Here is a 16,261-nt window from a genome sequence, read left to right on the forward strand (position 1 = left end):
TCGTTCGGAGGTACCCCGTGACCGTCGAGACATCCGCGGCCGCATCGGAACCGGCGGTGGCCGCGGCCATACCCGCCGTCGAGTTGCGTGGCGTCGGCAAGATATTCGCCGCCGGCGCGGTGACCGCGCTCGAGGACGTGAGCCTGCGCGTCGCGGCGGGTGAGTTCGTCTCCCTGATCGGCCCGTCCGGGTGCGGCAAGTCGACGCTGCTGCGCATCGTGGCCGACCTGGAACAGCCGAGCTCGGGAACCGTTGTGGTGCACGGGAAGACGGCCAGGCAGGCCCGGCTCGATCAGGAGTACGGCATCGCCTTCCAGCAGGCCGGACTGCTGGATTGGCGGACCGTGCAGGAGAACATCGAACTGCCGTTGCAGCTGCACGGGGTGCGCAAGGCCGAAAGGCGCGCCCGCAGTGCCGAACTGCTCGAGATCACCGGCCTGACCGAATTCGCGCGGCGCTTCCCGGCCGAACTGTCCGGCGGCATGCAGCAGCGCGTCGCCATCGCCCGCGCGCTGGCACGCAAACCACCGCTGCTGCTGATGGACGAGCCGTTCGGCGCGCTCGACGAGATGACCCGCGAGCGCATGCAGGGCGAACTGCTGCGCATCGCCGAAGAGACCGGCGCCGCAGTGGTTTTCGTCACGCACTCGATCCCGGAGGCGGTCTTCCTCTCCGACCGCGTGGTGGTCATGACCCCGCGTCCCGGGCGCATCACCGAGGTGCTGGCCACCGGCGGCCGGGACCGCCACAGCGACGACGAGGTCCGGTCCAGCGAGGAATTCTTCACCGCTGTGGCCGCGGTCCGCGCCGCCCTGCATGAGGGGCACGGCGGCGCAGGCACGCCGAAAAGCGCCGCCGGACGGGACATGCGATGACCCGCGTGCTCCGATCCTGGTTGCCGCCAGTGCTTTTCGGCGTCGCCCTGCTGGTGCTGTGGCAGGTGCTCACCGTCGCGGCGGGCGTCCCGTCGTTCCTGCTGCCCGCGCCCAGCGCCATCGGACAGGCGTTCGCCGACAATCACCACGCCATCCTGGAGGCCGCCCTGGCCACCGGGAAGAACGCGCTGGCCGGCCTGCTCGCCGGTGCGGCGCTCGGCATGGCCGCCGCCACGGTGGCCGTGCGCTTCCGGGTGGTCGACGGGGTGCTCGGCGCGCTGGCGGCCGGCGCGGCGGCGGTGCCCATCGTGGCGCTGGCTCCGCTGCTGAACTCCATGTACTCCACCACCACCGACCTGCCGCGCCGGCTGGTGGCCACCATCGTCGTGTTCTTTCCCGTCTTCGTCAGCACCACACGGGGATTGCGTCAGGTCCCGCGGGTGCACGAAGACCTCATGACCGCCTACGCCGCCACCGGCTGGCAGATCACCCGCACCGTGCGCCTGCCCGCCGCGCTGCCGCACCTGTTCACCGGTCTGCGCATCGCGGCGCCCGGTGCGGTGATCGCGGCGATCATCGCCGAATACTTCGGCGGTCTGCAGCACGGTCTGGGCAGCCGCATCACCTCCGCGGCGGCCAATACCGCCTATCCGCGCGCCTGGGCCTACGTGGTGGCCGCCATGATCCTCGGCCTGGTGTTCCTGGCCGCCGTGCTGCTGCTCGAACAGCTCACCCGCAGACCCCGCACCATCCCTGGGAGATCGAAATGAGAAGTGCCACCCGCAGATTCCGCATCCGGGCCGTGCTGGCCGCCGCCACCCTGGCGGTGGCCGCACTGTCCGGATGCGGCACCACCGACAATTCCCCGACCACCGCCGATGGGCTCACCAAGGTCAAGCTGCAACTGCAATGGTTCAAGCAGGGCCAGTTCGCGGGCTATCTGGCCGCGCAGGCCCAGGGCTACTACAAGGAGCAGGGCCTCGACGTCCAGATCCTCGACGGCGGAACCGATATCGTGCCCCAGACCGTCCTGGCCCAGGGACAGGCCGACTACGCGATCGCCTGGGTGCCCAAGGCCCTGGCCTCCCGGGAGGCCGGTGCGGGCATCACCGATGTCGCCCAGATCTTCCAGCGTTCGGGCACCAAGCAGGTGTCGTTCAAGAGCGCGGGCATCAACGGTCCCGCCGACCTGAAGGGCAAGAAGGTCGGAAACTGGGGCTACGGCAACGAATTCGAACTCTTCGCCGGCATGACCAAGGCGGGCCTGGACCCCGCCAGGGACGTCACCCTGGTCCAGCAGCAGTTCGACATGAACGCCTTCCTCGCCCACGACATCGACGCCGCCCAGGCCATGTCCTACAACGAGTACGCGCAGCTGCTCGAGGTGAAGAACCCCGCTACCGGAAAGCTGTACACGGCAGACGATTTCGCCACCATCGACTGGAACGATCAGGGTGTGGCCATGCTCCAGGACGCCATCTGGGCCAACACCGACAAGCTGAAGGACGCCAAGTACGCCGATCAGACGGTGAAGTTCATCGCCGCCTCGCTGAAGGGCTGGGCCTTCTGCCGCGACAACGTGGACAAATGCCGCGATCTGACCGTGGCCGCCGGGTCGACCCTGGGCGCCAGTCATCAGCAGTGGCAGATCACCGAGGTGAACAAGCTGATCTGGCCGTCTCCGAGCGGAATCGGGATGATCGACCAGGCGGCGTGGGACCGCACCGTCTCGATCGCGAAGACCACCCGCAACCAGGAGGGCAAGACCGTCCTCACCAAGGACCCCGACGCCGCCGCGTACAGCGTCGAGTACGTCACGAAGGCTCTGGACCAGTTGAAGTCGCAGGGCGTCGATGTCACCGGGAGTTCCTACGCCGCACAGCCGGTCACCCTCGCCGAGGGCGGGAAGTAGCGCGTTCCGGCCATTGTGTGATATAAGTCACAATTTTATCAAACCGATATAAACCCTGGTGGAACGCGTTCTACAGTGTAGCTCTCGTCGGGTCGGGGAAGTGTTTCCCCGGGAAATGGCTTCCCCTCGAATGTGAACCGTGCATGATTCACATGCCCGACATGTCATTTGAAAGATGAGGAGTACCCCGTGTCCGGATCCGCTTCGGATTTCCTGGCTTCGGTTCTGATCAAGACCATCCAGGGTCTGTTCAGCGGCAGTGCCGGCGGCACCACGCCGACCGCCTGAAACCGCAGTAGCACGACGGCCCATCGAATCGCGCGGGATTCGGTGGGCCGTCGGCGTTGGTCGGCTCAGCGCAGCAGGTCCGGGATGAGCACCCGGGTGTCGGGCACGAACGGCCACGCCGGGTTCTCCAGGTGCGACCGCAGCTCCTCGTCGGACCACCACCAGCCGTCCGCGATCTCCTCCGGCTGATGCCGGATCGGCCCGTCGTAGCGCAGCTCGTAGGCGAACAGGTGGCAGCGCATCGGCCGCCCCGCCCACTCGCCGTCCCAGGACGCGCTCGCCAGTGGCAGCGGCCGATCGTCGTGCGGGCCCAGTTCGATGCCCAGTTCCTCGCCCAGCTCCCGGACCGCCGCCGCGGCCGGTTCCTCGCCCGGATCCAGCACCCCGCCCGCCAGGCAATCGTGCATACCGGCGAAAACGGCCTTGGTATCGGTCCGCTTGTGCACGTATACCTTCGACCCGTCGCCCGAGCGGACCAGCACGCCCGCACTGGCGTGCCACAGGCCCTCCGCATACACCACCGCGCGCTCCTGCGCGCCGATCTCACGACCGGCGGCGTCGTACACCGCGATCATCTCCGGCATGGACCGGGCTCTCCTTCCTGCCGCGCCGCGGGACCCGGCGCCCTGCTGTGCACAGTAGCGATGCCGCGCGGGCTCCCGGCTCCCGGCGTAGCCTCAGGGGCGCAACCGTTTTCGTCAGGGAGGACGAGATCATGCCGCTGCCGCAGGTACTCGCGAGGATCAATCGGCGGGTCAGCAACCCGGTACTGGGGGTCGGGGCCCGGGTGGCGCCGTTCTTCGGGGTCGTGATCCACCGCGGTCGTCGGTCCGGGCGTGTCTACCGGTCCCCGGTCATGGTCTTCGAGCGCGACGGCGGCTACCGCATCGCCCTGACCTACGGGCGGGACGTGGACTGGCTGAAGAACATTCGGGCGGCGGGGACCTTCGAGTTCGAGACCCGCGGGCACACGGTGACCCTCACCGATCCGGTGGTCGGCCACGACGCCTCCGCCTCGTGGGCGCCGCCGCTGGTGCGTCAGGTGCTGGTGGGCCTGAACGCCGAGGACTACGTCCAGGCCCGGCGCGCCGACTGACGCCCGGCGGGCGGCTCAGCGCCCGGTGAGTCGGGGCTCGGCGCGTAGTCGGCCTGGAGATCAGCGCACCGTGAGCCGGACGATCACACAACCCTGCTGCCAGCTCTGGTAGGCATCGGCGAGGTTGGGGTTGCCCGCCGCGTCGACGCCCATGCCGTTGAACTTGGCCCACTGCTTGTTGTCGCGGGCGATGGCCTCCGACAGCCGCACCACCGATTCGGCATCGGTGACCACCTCGGCGTCGGCGGTGTGCCTGTGCCCGCCGAAGGACACCTCGATGGGCACTCCCTTGCGGATATTGCTGACCCACGGACGCTTGGCGGTGCCGACCAGGATGTCGCCGTCGTGGCGGGTGTAGGCGACGGGCACGTCGTAGTGCCTGCCCGATTTGCGGCCGACCACGTGCAGCACGCACAGCCGCTGGCCGACCCGGGCGGACAGCACCGGCACCCGCAGCAGGCCGCGAATGAAGGTATTGAGCAGGTTCTGATAGGACCGGATCGGCTCCGGCCCGGTGGTGGTCGGGGTCCCGTACGGATTGGTCTCGGGGGTTCGGTCGGTCATGCCGTCCTCCTTCGCTGAAACGCGTTGTGCGGCAGTCACACCGGCATCGAGTATAGATCTCGTGTCGCCGTGTCCGGAATTTGCTGGAAATAAGCTGTAGATTCCGGAGTGTTCGCATCATGGACCCGCCGGCGAGGAGTGCGCGTTGACCGATGTGATGAATCGCCCAGCTCGGCCGCTCGGTGCCGGACGGCACGCCAAGGCCGAGGAACGCCCGCCCATGGCGTGGTGGACCGTCGCGGCTGTCGCGGTGCCGGCGGCAGTGGTGCTGCTGTTGTCGGCGAGCCGGTACGGATATTTCGGGGACGAGCTGTACTTCCTGGCCGCGGGCCGGCGGCCGGGGTTCGGGTACGCCGATCAGGGGCCGGTGCTGCCACTGCTGGCGTGGCTGATGGACAGCCTCGCGCCCGGATCGTTCTTCGTGCTGCGGCTGCCGTCGGTCGCGTTGACGGTGACCGCGATCGTGCTCTGCGCCATGCTCGCGCGGGAATTCGATGGCGGCCGGTGGGCGCAGCTGCTCGCCGCGATCGGGTACGCCAGCTCGCCGTTCCTGCTGTTGCAGGGGACCATGCTCACCACCAATGCCCTCGACACCGCGCTGTGGGTGATCATCACCTGGCTGGTGGTGCGGTGGGTGCGGACCCGCGACGACCGGCTGCTGCTGGCCGCCGCCCTGGTCACCGCGCTGGATATGCAGGTGAAGTGGCTGATCCCGTTCTTCTGGATCGCGGTCGCGGCGAGCAGCCTGCTGTGCGGGCCGCGCGAGCTGGCGCGGCGGCCGCTGCTGTGGGTGGGCGGGGCGATCGTGGTGGCCGCCACGGTGCCCGAGCTGATCTGGCAGGCCCGGCACTCCTGGCCGCAGCTGAAGATGGGCGGGGTGATCGGATCCGAGCAGGGGATCCTGGGCGGGCGGCTGCTGTTCGTGCCGATGTCGGTGAGCCTGGCGGGATATCTGGGCGCCCTGCTGCTGTTGTGGGGACTGTGGGTGCTGCTGCGCTGGGACGTGCTGCGGCCCTACCGGTTTCTGGGTGTCACCCTGCTGCTGTTGTACGCGGCGTTCCTGATCACCGGCGGGCGGATCTACTACGCGGCGGGCATGTACGCGGTACTGATCGCGGCGGGCGCGGTCGGCGTGGTCGGCACGGCCGAGCGGATCGGCTCGGTGTGGCGCCGCGCGATCACCGTGTGTGTGGCCGTATTGGCGCTGGGCGCAACGGTTTTCACGCTGTACTCGACCCCGTGGCGGCCCGCCGATCAGGTGCATCCGCCCCGTGACGACGCCGAGGCCGCCATCAGTATCGGCGTGTACGGCTCCTTCGGGTGGCACGAACTCACCGACGAGGTGACCCGCGCCTACCGGGCGCTCACCCCGGCCGAGCGCGCACACGCGGTCATCCTCACCGACACCTACTGGCAGGCGAGCGCGCTCGACGAGCTCGGCCGCGACCGGCTACCGCCGCTGTACAGCCCCAGTCGCGGCTTCGGCTACTTCGGCGCGCCCGACGATGCCACCGCGGTGCTGGCCGTCGGCAATTCCGAGGCGGCGCTGCGCAGCCAGTTCGGGCACGTCGAACCCGTCGGCAAGGTGGACACCAGGCTGGGCTTCAAGGGCAATACCCAGGACGTCACCATCTGGAAGTGCTCGGGCCCGAAGCAGCCGTGGTCACAGGTGTGGCCGAACTGGATGCACCTGTAGCGGCGCGCAGCGGGACGACCGTGGGCGCGGGCCCCTCGCCGAGCTGCAAGCGCCCCACCGCGGCCGCCAATTCCGGTAGCGGCGCGGTCGGCTGTCCGGCTCAGTGCGTGAACGAGTCCGCCGGTCCGAGTGGAACCACCAGCGCCGACGGATACACCGCGTTCTTCTGGATCTGCTGCGAGGTGCCCAGCAGCCGGCCCAGATCCGCCGGATTGGGGATCGTCGAGGGGAACGTGCCGCTGCTGATCCGCAGCCGCAGCGCGTGGCCGGGCTCGAGCCGGTGGAAGGCGGGCCGGATCTTGATCTCCATCTTCACCACGTCGCCCGGCGTGAGCAGCTGCTCGTTCTCCTTCAGCACGGTGTGCTCGGGCGCGTAGACGGTGCCGTCGGCGGTCGTCCAGGTCTTGCCGTCGTCGAGGGTGCGCTGGCTGGCCAATTGTGAACCGCCCGTAATGTTCACGGTCGTCCCGTCCGGCGCGACATCGTCGAGCCACACCTGGAAGGCCGCGTCGGCGCCGGTGGAGGAGGCGTACAGGGTGACGCTCGACGGCCCGGCCAGCACGGTCGGCTCGGTCACCGCGTCCATGGTGTAGCGCAGGCCCGCCGTCGGATTCTGCACCCATTCGGTGCACGGATTGGAGACGGTGAAGATCCGGAACACGAAATCGAGCAGGCCCGCCGTGTACTGGCCCAGCGACTCGCGATTGCAGATGTTGTCGATGCCGGTGTAATTCAGGCGATCGGAGGCGTCGGCAGCCGTTGGCTGGTCCGCGACGAGACGGTCACCGTCGAAATAGCGCTGCCGGACGGCCGCCTGCTCGAACGGATAGCGCGCGGTGTCGGCGGCATTGTTGCCGGCGTCGATGACGTGCAGCGGGGTGCCGGTCTCGTCGACGCCATTGTGAATGTCGTAGAGCCACCGGTCGAACCAGGCCAGGGTGATCCGACCGGTGTCCATGCGCGAGCCCGGGCCCAGCCCCAGGCCGACGTGATACCAAGGGCCCATGAGCAATTGGTAGCGCCCGTCGGCCCGCTGGCCGGGAGCCATGGGCGCGAACTGGTCGCGGCCGGCCGCCAGGTTCTGCAGCTGCGCGTAATTGCGCACCGCGCCTTCCTGATACAGATCCCACCAGCCGTCCACCTGGTACATGGCGATGCCGTTGTCGACCAGGTTGTGCAGGCCGGTCTCGAAACGCCGGTCCTGCCACCAGGAGTTGTCGTAAGCGGTGGAGCCGCCGGTGTAGGCGTCGAACAGCAGCTTCACGGTGCTGGTGTCCGGGCCGACCAGCACCAGCAGGTGATCGCCGAGGGACTCGAGGAACATCTGGGGTGAGACCGCGGCGGTCAGGAACGGCCCGATCAGGCTGAGGTAGGGGACCATCAGCGAGATGACCGTGAGCAACAGCGGGCTCATCATGCCGTCGTGGTCGAGCACCTCGTCGAAGATGTTGTTGGGCACCGCGAACGGCACGATCGCCCGCAATGGCGAACCGGGGCCCACGGTTTCGGCGGTCCGCATGGCCGACAGGCCCGGGAACGAATAGCCGTACATGCCGACCTTGCCATTGGAGCCGGGCAGCCGCGCGGCCCAGTCCACCAGTTCCGCGCCGTCCTTGCCGTCCTGCTCGGAGGCCGGACTCCACGCGCCCGTCGAACCGCCGGTGCCGCGCACGTCCGCGGTCACCTCGATATAGCCGTGCCGCACCAGCATGTCCTGCATGGAGGTGGCCTGATTGATGATGCGGCGGGCGTCCTTCAGCTGGTCGGGGAGCTGGATGTGCAGGTCGTCGATGACGCCGGTGATGGCGGCGGTGAGCGCGCTGGTCACCGCGCCGTAGGTGGTGAAGTTGACGACGACCGGGAACTCGCCCGCCGCCCGCTGCCCGGTCGCCGGATCGGTCGGGTAGCGCACCTCGGCCTGCAGCTGGGTGCCATCGGAGAGCGGAACGACCTGTCCCAGTTGATAACCCACCCCATACCGCTCGGGAGTCGGCTGATAGCCGGTCGGGAGTCCGAAGTTCACGGGCGCGTCGGGCACCGGCCCGAACACCGGCGCGGCCCCGGCGGGGGTGGTGGACGTGACGGTCATGGCCAGCACCGAGAAACCGGCCACGGCCCACGGGGCCAGACGGCAGCGGCGCGGCCGGAAGGAGCTACTCAACGATCTACCTCTGCGGATGGTCGGGAGGCCGCGGCCGGGTTCGCCGGATCTCCGGCGCCCCGCACGACCTCATCGTCGGAGTTCAGCAGACCGCACAGCGCCCGCGCGCCGCTACCGGCAATCGCCAAGACTGTGGCGCAGGCCATTGTGCACAAGTCCAAGCAGTGGGGGCCGGTGAATCATGAAGGCCCGCAACGCGGATGCGTCGGGGGCCGGTTCGGGAGCGGATTACGGTGCGAAGCAGGCGATTTCGAGCCGCCGGGCGATGCGGGCGGCCGACAGCGTCATGGCGTCGGTCGGGCGGTGCGGATCCAGGCCCGTCAGTTCGTGTACCCGGGCCAGCCGGTAGGTGACGGTATTGCGGTGGATGGTGAGCAGCCGGGCGGTGGCCAGCTGATTGAAGCCGGTGTCCACGAAGACCTCCAGGGTCTCCGCCAGCAGCGGCTGGGAATCCAGCGGCGCGAGCACGGCGGCCAGCCCCGCGCGGGCGGAACCACCTGCGGCAACGGTGTATTCGAACATGAGGTCCGGGCGGCGGCAGACCGGCTGGGGCCGGTCCAGGCAGCGGCCGAGCTCGGCCAGCAGGCGCGCCTCGGCGAAGACCGCGGGGACCTCCGCGTGCGACGCGGCGGTGGCGACGCCCACCCAGAACGGTGCGGGCGGGCCCATCCGGGACAGCGGCGCCTCGGGCTGGGGTGTGGGCCGCGCGGGACCGGGCAGCCGGCTGGTCAGCGCGGTCAGAGTGGCGGTGCCGTCGTCGCCGGGTTGCAGCGGCAGCAGCGCGGTCCAGCCACCGCTGTCCAGCCGCAGGAACACACCCGGAATGGACTCGATGCGATGCCGCAGCTCGCCGGTGTCGGCGCTGCGGGTCGTGCCCAGCCGGAACGCCGCGACCAGGAACGCGTCCGGCACCGTGATGGCCGGTTCGTCCGCCCACTCGATGGGGTCGCGGCCGGCGAGCAGCGCGTCCGCGATGGCGCGGCGGCGTTCCAGCAACTCCCAGCGCGGATCGTGCGCGCGCTGCACGCACGCGACGGCGATGCGGGTGGTGAGCAGGGTGATGTACCGCAGCAGCGACACCGCGGCGTCCTCGAGCAGTTCCCGCTCCGGCTCGGAGGCGGTGTCCTTCAGGCGAGACCACAGGTACTCCGCGCCCATGCTGTAGCGGCCCAGCACGTCTTCGAGGGATTCGCCGTCGCGGACCCGGCTCAGCGCGATCTGCACGACCTCCTGGGTGTCCTCCGGCGAGGGCGCGCGGCCGGAGCGCATGAACTCGAAGAACAGGTCCACATTCAGGCTGATGCCGCGTTCGAAACCGCCGGCCACCAGGGGTTCGGGCAGGGTGCGGTAGCGCGGCATCGCGGCCGGTACCTCCGTGCGCGCCACGACCGCACGCCGGTACAGCTCCTCGAGCGTTCGGTCCCGCAATCGCGCCTGCATCACTCTCCTACTACCCGTACAGCGAGTCGATAGTAGCGGCGTATGTGGTAGCTATCGGTTTGCGTCTGAGTTTCCCGGTAGCCGTGAGGTGATCACTGCCAGGGCCCACACCTCGGGCAGCACCGCGAACTTCTTGATCTGCTCGACTCGCGAGAGCTTGCTGTTCGCCGCGTCGATGCCCTCTTGCAGGGATTTCAGCACCTGCGGGTGCGCGGCCAGGGCCGGCAGGCGCCGATCGGTCAGCTGATGGCGTTCGGCGAAGGCGGCGGCCAGCTCGGGGTCCAGGCAGATGAGCGCGGTGTTGTAGGCGCGGCCCTCGCCGATGGCCACCACCGTGCCCGCGAGCGGGGTGTTCTCGGTGACCGTGTTCTCGATATTGGTCGGCGACATGTTCTTGCCGCCGCGTTGATGATGAGTTCCTTCTTGCGACCCGTTCCTCCAGCGCCGCTTTGACTTTCACCCACGCCCGGGGCACGCCCAGGAACACCGTCGGACGCACCCCGGTGAGCGTGTCCGTCACCTGCCGCAGATTCGGGCAGGTGGTGATCTCGCCACCGGTCAGCATGGACAGGTAGTGCGCGAACCAGCGATTGGCGGCGTGCGCGTCGGGTAGATAGGAGACCACCTTGTCGGCGGGGGAGCCGGCGCCGAATTCGTCCACCACGCGGGCGTTCTCGAGGAAATTGGTGTGGGTGAGCTCCACCCCCTTGGGTTGGCCGGTGGTGCCGGAGGTGTAGACGATGGTCAGCAGATTCTCCGGATCGACCGCCCGCCAGGCGGATTCGACGTCGAACCCGCCGTCCCCGGTGGCCTCGACCTCCGCCAGCGACACGCACCCCGCGCTCGCGTCGTCGACACAGATCACGTGCTCGACCGCGATGCCCTGCGCGGCCGCCTTCGCCACCGCCTCGAGGACCTGCGGCGCGAACTGCGCATCACAGACGACCGCGCGGTTGCCCGCGTTCGCGAACTGGTAGACCAGCAGATCCACCGGATTGGTGTTGTACACCGAGAACGGTGTCGCGCCGGTGTGCAGGATCGCGGTGTCGCACAGGTGTAATTCGGGCCGGTTGGTCAGCATCAGCGCCACCGTGTCGCCGCGGCCGATACCGCGCGCCGCCAGCCCGGCGGCGATGGCGCGGACCCGATCACCGTATTCGCGCCAGGTGAGGACGACCGCGCCGCCGAGCGTGCGCAGCGCGATCGCGTCCGGGTACCGGGCCACAGTGGCCTGGAACGCCTCGACCATGGTGCGCGGGGCCGTCCCCGCACGCGGTGCTGAACTCACGACCTACCTCTGGATCGACCCATCGCCGGGGTGGCCACGGCCCCGGGCTGTTCCAGCAGACCGCACAACGGTCCGGGCGGACCAGTGGCAATGGCGAAGATCTGCGGGGGCGGATTTGTGCACAGTGACAGGCTGTTCGACGGCTCTCCGCGGTGCGCTGAAGTCTCGGGGAGGCGGTAGTGCTCTTGTAACGCAGTCTCATTCGCGTCCATCCCCGGATGCCTGCGACGTATCGTGTTAGCACGAGCAGGACCGCCGGACCCCGACCGGGCCGTCCGATCGGGTAGGCGTGCGCGGCCACGAGGAGCGAGCGGTGATCACCCCTACCATCAACGGAGTTCAGAGCTACATCGACGTCGAGGAAGTCGAATACGTCGACATCCGATTCTGCGACGTCCCGGGCATCCAGCAGCATTTCTCGATCCCGGCGAGCATGTTCGGCGCGGATCTGGTCGAGAACGGCATCGCCTTCGACGGTTCGTCGGTGCGCGGCTTCCAGGCCATCCACGAGTCCGACATGCTGCTCCTACCGGATCTGCGCACCGCGCAACCGGATTCGTTCCGCGCCGCCAAGACCCTCAATATCAGCTGCTTCGTCCACGACCCGCACACCCGTGCCGCCTACAGCCGCGATCCCCGCAATGTGGCCCGCAAGGCCGAGGAATACCTGCGCTCCACCGGTATCGCCGACACCGCCTACTTCGGGCCCGAGGCCGAGTTCTACATCTTCGATTCGGTGCGTTACGACACTTCCATGAACGGGGCCTTCTACGAGGTGGATTCGTCGTCGGCCGACTGGAACACCGGCCGGCGCACGAATCCGGACGGCACCCCCAACCGCGGCTACAAGGTCCGGCCCAAGGGCGGCTATTTCCCGGTCGCTCCGTATGACGCGGACGTGGACCTGCGCGACCGCATGTGCACCCATCTGCAGCACGCCGGATTCGAATTGGAGAAGGGGCACCACGAGGTCGGCACCGCCGGGCAGGCGGAGATCAACTACCGGTTCAACACCCTGCTCGCCGCCGCCGACGACCTGATGCTCTACAAGTACATCGTCAAGAACACCGCCTGGGAGTCCGGCAAGACCGTCACCTTCATGCCCAAACCGCTGTTCGGCGACAACGGATCCGGCATGCACGTGCACCAATCCCTGTGGAAGGACGGCTCGCCGCTGTTCTACGACGAGGCCGGCTACGCGGGCCTGTCGGATCTGGCCCGCCACTACATCGGCGGCCTGCTGCACCACGCGCCGTCCCTGCTGGCCTTCACCAACCCGACGGTGAACTCCTACAAGCGCCTGGTGCCCGGATTCGAGGCGCCGGTGAATCTGGTCTACAGCCAGCGCAATCGCTCCGCCGCCGTGCGCATTCCGGTGACCGGCACCAGTGCCGGCGCCAAGCGCCTCGAATTCCGCTGCCCCGACTCCTCCGGCAACCCGTACCTGTCCTTCGCCGCCATGATGATGGCCGGGATCGACGGCATCACCAACAAGATCGAGCCCGCCCTGCCGGTCGACAAGGACCTCTACGATCTCACCCCCGAGGAGAGCGCCGAGGTCACCCAGACCCCCGGCAGCCTCGAACAGGTCATCGACCGGCTCGAGGCCGACCACGACTACCTCACGCAGGGCGGGGTTTTCACCGACGACCTGATCGACACCTGGATCCGCCTCAAGCGCGACTCCGAGATCGCCGAGGTCAACGTCCGGCCCCACCCGTACGAGTTCGAGCTCTACTTCGACGTGTAAACCTGAACTGCGCGAACACAACTGATTCCCGGGTTCGGTACGCAGTCGATACGCAGTGGTCGGAAACGGAGTGGCGGTGGCCATCAGTGAACGATGGCCACCGCCGCTGCGTTTCCTGCATGCCTCCTTCGGCAACCGCGCTTGTCTCCTTGCCCGGCAGTAAGGAGACAGCCGTCACTGCGCGTGATGGGTGGGAGACGCCGATAGTGTCGCAAGCTCGCACACAACCCTCTGTCCGTCATGTTCAGGAGGGTTCGGGTTGTGGTTGCGGGGCGGCGGCGACGACGAGGTAGTGGCGGCCCGGGATTATCTGGGGCCGATACCGTACGGCGGGGTCGCAGACGACGGCACGGTCAGCTGGGCCGGCGATGATGGTGATGGGGCTCGATTTCGGGGTCTGCATGCGTTTCTCCGTGGGCAGGTTATTCGCCGAGGTGGGTGATCGGGCCGAATTGGCGTTCGTAGTTGCTCATGCTGTCGTTGAGGGTTTGCATGAGCCGGAAGATCAGCGCGGGTGGGAACTTCACCCGGGAGGTGACCTGCACCGGTTGTCGCATCATGGGCTGACCGGTCGGGGTGACAGCGCCCGGTTCGGTGGGCAGGTAGACAAGGCAATCGAGGGTGAAGTCGGTGCGGTTGTACCAGCAGGTGAACCCGTTGGCGTACACCCCGGCACTGACGGTCTCCGGCACGATGACCTCGACGTCGACATCGGATTCGTCCGCGGGCGGCGGAACCGGTCCGCTCACCGCGAACCTCCTTGGTAGCAGGGCCGGCGAACCGGCCACACCGGGTGCCCGGTGTGGCCGGCCGCCAGAACTGTGGTCACTGCGTCATCCTCGCCGGGTCAGCGGCCCTGCTGGAGGCGGGCCTGCTGGCGGATCTGCTGGAGCTGTATCTCCCACTGACCGGCGCGGTCCTGTGCCCGGTTGGCCTGGTCCTCGGCCTGCTGCGCCAACTGGCTGGCCTGGTCGGCCTGGTCCTGGGCGGTGCTGGCCCGTTGCTGGGATTGATTGGCCTCGCCCTGGGCCTGCTGGGCCTGGCTCTGAGCCCGGTCGGCCTCGCTCTGGGCCTGCTGGGCCTGGTTGGTGGCCAGGATCGCCTGCTGGCGGGCCTGCTGCGCCTGCTGGTTGGCCTGGTTGGCGTCCTGCTGCGCGTGCTGGGCCTGATGCTGTACCTGCCGTGCCTGCGCCTGCGCCTGGCGCGCGAGACCCGAGGCCTGCATCGCGTACTGGCGGGCGTTCTGTGCCTCCTGCCGGGCTTCGTCCATTCGCAGCCGCAGCAATTCCACTTCCGCCTGGACGTCGATGTCCCCGCGTCGAGATTCCGCCGTCGCAGTACCGCTGCTTTCCTGTGCCATGTTCGAGCTCCCTTCCAACGATGTGTGGATTCGGACACTGAGGTTGTTGCGGGAAGAACTCGTGTGACCGGTGCCATTCTGCCCAATACATCACCGCGCGGTAGTAACTTTTCAGCAACCAGTACGCAAAGCCGACGAAACACAGTTCGACATGCCACGGCGGAGCGGGTCTTGCCCTCCCCGTTCGCGACCATGTACTCATGCGGCTACCGCTCTTTCGGCGCCTGACAACAGAGTCGGCTCACGCGGAATCGGGATCGGTGTCTCGCTGGTCGCCGACTTCAGCGGCTCATCGGGCCATTGCCGCTCCGGGTGAATCGCCCCCAGGTGTGAAATCGACATCGGCCATCGGCACCGCCGGCATCCGCGGCCCCGCGAACACGCCCAGCAGCACAGCCACCCGCAGCGGGGCCGGAAACCGCGTCGGGGGTGCGCTGCACCTGGGCGCGGAACTGCGTGCTCAGGGTCTCGACCGGGGCCAGCTTGGGGTCGAGGACGTCGGAGGCGGCCAGCACGGCGTCGTCGGCCAGCGCCTCCAACGCCGCGGTGCATCGCACACCGCCCAGATCTGTTCGGTAGTGGCCACACCAGGGCTTCGGCTCGCTCATCGGCGGAGATATCTTGCGCGAGTGTTGATTTCGCGCCAGCAGGCCCTCGTGCGCGGCATCATTCATGATCTGCGGCAGCCGCCTGTGCCAGGCAGGGAGAAGGGCGGGCTCCGGGTGTTCGAGCCCGCGCGCAATTCGGCACGGGCAAGTGCGGAGTCGGCCCCAGTCAGCGTGGCGGCAGCGCTGTAGCCACCGTCGTCAAACGTACGGTTGGCGCTTCCGCATCAGTAGTTGCGGGAACTCAGTGGCGGGTGGTTTGCGAGCGGTGGGAAAAGTGTGCTTTCTCGGCCTGTTCCATCAGGCGCATGAACTGGTCGGTCTGCAGGTGGACGAGTGTCTCATGATCACCGGCCTCGAAGTAGATATCCGGCTGCGTGGTGAGACTCTCGTCCATCAGCGTCGTCATGCCGTAGGCGGTGCACATGGGCGGGATTGCGCCGACCTCGCAGTCCGTGAAGGTTTCGCGGAAGTTCGATTCCTTGGCGAGCACCAGCCGTCGACCCGTTTGCGACCAGAGCTTCGCGAGTCGTAGGTGGTAGGTGGATGGCAGCACGGCGGCGACGTAGCCTTGCTCGTCTTCCAGGAGGACCGTCTTTGCGAGGCGGTCGCCCGGGATATGGGCGGTTTCGGCGGTTTCTGAGCTGTTGTGGCTATGCGGATGCGGTACGAGTTCGTACTCGGCGCCCGCATCCGTCAGGCACTGCTGCACGGTTAGCGATATGGACATGACGGACCTCCAATGACTGGTTGGCACCACCATTAACCCCAGCGGACCTGGGATTTCAGCATAGGTCATCGTGAATTTCTCGCGCCGGGACGAGGGCCTCGTCCTGCTCAACGGCTCCGGTAGCGGCGAGGGTTCGAACAGATCGGCCGCGGGCTGTCCGGCCGAGGCTCGGGTGCCGCGTGGCCGGTCTCCTCCTCGTAGACCCGCAAACCCTCTTCGATCTTGCCCGCCGCATTTTCCAGCTGCTCGGGCGTGAGGAACCGCCCGCGGGAGGCCGCGGCGAGCAGCTGGGCACGCACCTGATCGAGATTCATGCGTGCCCATTCCAGGCGAGGAAGTTCCGGCATGATCACAAGGCTACCTCGAGTCGAACAAACTTTCGATAGTAGGCGTCCGGTCCGACAGGTGCGCTGATCGCCTTTCGATCCGGCACAGATGCGGGAGGCGGCACCGAGCTGGGCCCGGGGCCGCCACCGTCCATGCAGGTAGGCAGCAG

Annotated in this window: 16 protein-coding genes and 1 pseudogene; 6 read left to right on the forward strand and 11 right to left on the reverse strand. The window is 68.1% G+C overall.

The annotated features are described in order from the left end of the window. Window positions 1-17: 17 nt before the first annotated feature. Genes ACFXKA_RS09305 through ACFXKA_RS09315 form a run of 3 tightly spaced genes read left to right on the forward strand, consistent with a single transcriptional unit; the run spans window position 18 to window position 2,787 of the window. Window positions 18-875: an ABC transporter ATP-binding protein gene (locus ACFXKA_RS09305; protein WP_379426776.1), complete on the forward strand. Its 858-nt coding sequence runs from the start codon at window positions 18-20 to the stop codon at window positions 873-875. Then, window positions 872-1,645 (forward strand): ABC transporter permease, encoded by a 774-nt coding sequence (locus ACFXKA_RS09310; RefSeq protein ID WP_379426777.1) that lies wholly within the window; start codon window positions 872-874, stop codon window positions 1,643-1,645. The genes ACFXKA_RS09305 and ACFXKA_RS09310 overlap by 4 nt, the downstream gene beginning before the upstream one ends. Continuing rightward, window positions 1,642-2,787 carry an ABC transporter substrate-binding protein gene (locus tag ACFXKA_RS09315; RefSeq protein ID WP_379426778.1) on the forward strand — a complete coding sequence of 382 codons (1,146 nt, stop codon included), beginning with the start codon at window positions 1,642-1,644 and terminating at the stop codon, window positions 2,785-2,787. Before ACFXKA_RS09310 ends, ACFXKA_RS09315 begins: the two co-directional genes overlap by 4 nt. A gap of 353 nt (window positions 2,788-3,140) precedes the next feature. Here ACFXKA_RS09315 and ACFXKA_RS09320 read toward each other — a convergent pair whose 3' ends face one another. Continuing rightward, complete coding sequence (locus tag ACFXKA_RS09320) at window positions 3,141-3,659, reverse strand: NUDIX domain-containing protein (protein ID WP_354832126.1); 519 nt, start codon at window positions 3,657-3,659, stop codon at window positions 3,141-3,143. 131 nt (window positions 3,660-3,790) lie between these two features. On the opposite strand from ACFXKA_RS09320, the gene ACFXKA_RS09325 reads away from it, so the two are divergent. After that, window positions 3,791-4,171, forward strand: coding sequence for a nitroreductase family deazaflavin-dependent oxidoreductase (locus ACFXKA_RS09325; protein WP_379426779.1), 381 nt, complete (start codon window positions 3,791-3,793; stop codon window positions 4,169-4,171). A 60-nt stretch (window positions 4,172-4,231) separates the two neighbouring features. Here ACFXKA_RS09325 and ACFXKA_RS09330 read toward each other — a convergent pair whose 3' ends face one another. Then, window positions 4,232-4,735: a nitroreductase family deazaflavin-dependent oxidoreductase gene (locus ACFXKA_RS09330; RefSeq protein WP_379426780.1), complete on the reverse strand. Its 504-nt coding sequence runs from the start codon at window positions 4,733-4,735 to the stop codon at window positions 4,232-4,234. A gap of 154 nt (window positions 4,736-4,889) precedes the next feature. Here ACFXKA_RS09330 and ACFXKA_RS09335 point away from each other — a divergent pair, with 154 nt between their 5' ends. Then, entirely contained in the window at window positions 4,890-6,431 is a 1,542-nt protein-coding gene (locus ACFXKA_RS09335; protein WP_379426921.1) for a glycosyltransferase family 39 protein, read from the forward strand. Window positions 6,432-6,531: 100 nt separating this feature from the next. On the opposite strand, the gene ACFXKA_RS09340 is transcribed toward ACFXKA_RS09335, so the two are convergent. The 3 genes and pseudogenes from ACFXKA_RS09340 to ACFXKA_RS09350 form a co-directional block, all read right to left on the reverse strand. Continuing rightward, window positions 6,532-8,592, reverse strand: coding sequence for a CocE/NonD family hydrolase (locus ACFXKA_RS09340; RefSeq protein ID WP_379426781.1), 2,061 nt, complete (start codon window positions 8,590-8,592; stop codon window positions 6,532-6,534). 228 nt (window positions 8,593-8,820) lie between these two features. Beyond that, window positions 8,821-10,032 carry a PucR family transcriptional regulator gene (locus ACFXKA_RS09345; RefSeq protein ID WP_379426782.1) on the reverse strand — a complete coding sequence of 404 codons (1,212 nt, stop codon included), beginning with the start codon at window positions 10,030-10,032 and terminating at the stop codon, window positions 8,821-8,823. 10 nt (window positions 10,033-10,042) lie between these two features. Continuing rightward, window positions 10,043-11,281, reverse strand: a pseudogene (locus tag ACFXKA_RS09350) (AMP-binding protein). A gap of 352 nt (window positions 11,282-11,633) precedes the next feature. Between ACFXKA_RS09350 and glnA the strand changes: the two are divergent. Next, complete coding sequence (glnA, locus tag ACFXKA_RS09355) at window positions 11,634-13,070, forward strand: type I glutamate--ammonia ligase (protein ID WP_379426783.1); 1,437 nt, start codon at window positions 11,634-11,636, stop codon at window positions 13,068-13,070. A gap of 244 nt (window positions 13,071-13,314) precedes the next feature. On the opposite strand, the gene ACFXKA_RS09360 is transcribed toward glnA, so the two are convergent. The 6 genes from ACFXKA_RS09360 to ACFXKA_RS09385 all read right to left on the reverse strand — a co-directional run bounded on the left by ACFXKA_RS09360 (window position 13,315) and on the right by ACFXKA_RS09385 (window position 16,112). Further along, on the reverse strand, window positions 13,315-13,473 hold the full coding sequence (locus ACFXKA_RS09360) for a hypothetical protein (RefSeq protein WP_379426784.1): 159 nt from the start codon (window positions 13,471-13,473) through the stop codon (window positions 13,315-13,317). A gap of 19 nt (window positions 13,474-13,492) precedes the next feature. Then, window positions 13,493-13,819 (reverse strand): DUF3467 domain-containing protein, encoded by a 327-nt coding sequence (locus ACFXKA_RS09365; RefSeq protein ID WP_379426785.1) that lies wholly within the window; start codon window positions 13,817-13,819, stop codon window positions 13,493-13,495. 98 nt (window positions 13,820-13,917) lie between these two features. Then, the gene (locus ACFXKA_RS09370; protein WP_379426786.1) at window positions 13,918-14,430 is read right to left on the reverse strand and encodes a hypothetical protein; all 513 of its coding nucleotides are present in this window, start codon (window positions 14,428-14,430) and stop codon (window positions 13,918-13,920) included. A 281-nt stretch (window positions 14,431-14,711) separates the two neighbouring features. After that, on the reverse strand, window positions 14,712-15,038 hold the full coding sequence (locus ACFXKA_RS09375; RefSeq protein WP_379426787.1) for a hypothetical protein: 327 nt from the start codon (window positions 15,036-15,038) through the stop codon (window positions 14,712-14,714). Window positions 15,039-15,279: 241 nt separating this feature from the next. Next, window positions 15,280-15,765: a YbaK/EbsC family protein gene (locus tag ACFXKA_RS09380; protein WP_354832144.1), complete on the reverse strand. Its 486-nt coding sequence runs from the start codon at window positions 15,763-15,765 to the stop codon at window positions 15,280-15,282. Between the two features lie 107 nt (window positions 15,766-15,872). Further along, a complete protein-coding gene (locus tag ACFXKA_RS09385) occupies window positions 15,873-16,112 on the reverse strand; it encodes a DUF6374 family protein (RefSeq protein WP_379426788.1) in 240 nt (79 codons plus the stop codon). Between the last annotated feature and the right edge of the window lie 149 nt (window positions 16,113-16,261).

This window comes from Nocardia sp. NPDC059228, assembly GCF_042754245.1.
Taxonomy (GTDB): domain Bacteria; phylum Actinomycetota; class Actinomycetes; order Mycobacteriales; family Mycobacteriaceae; genus Nocardia.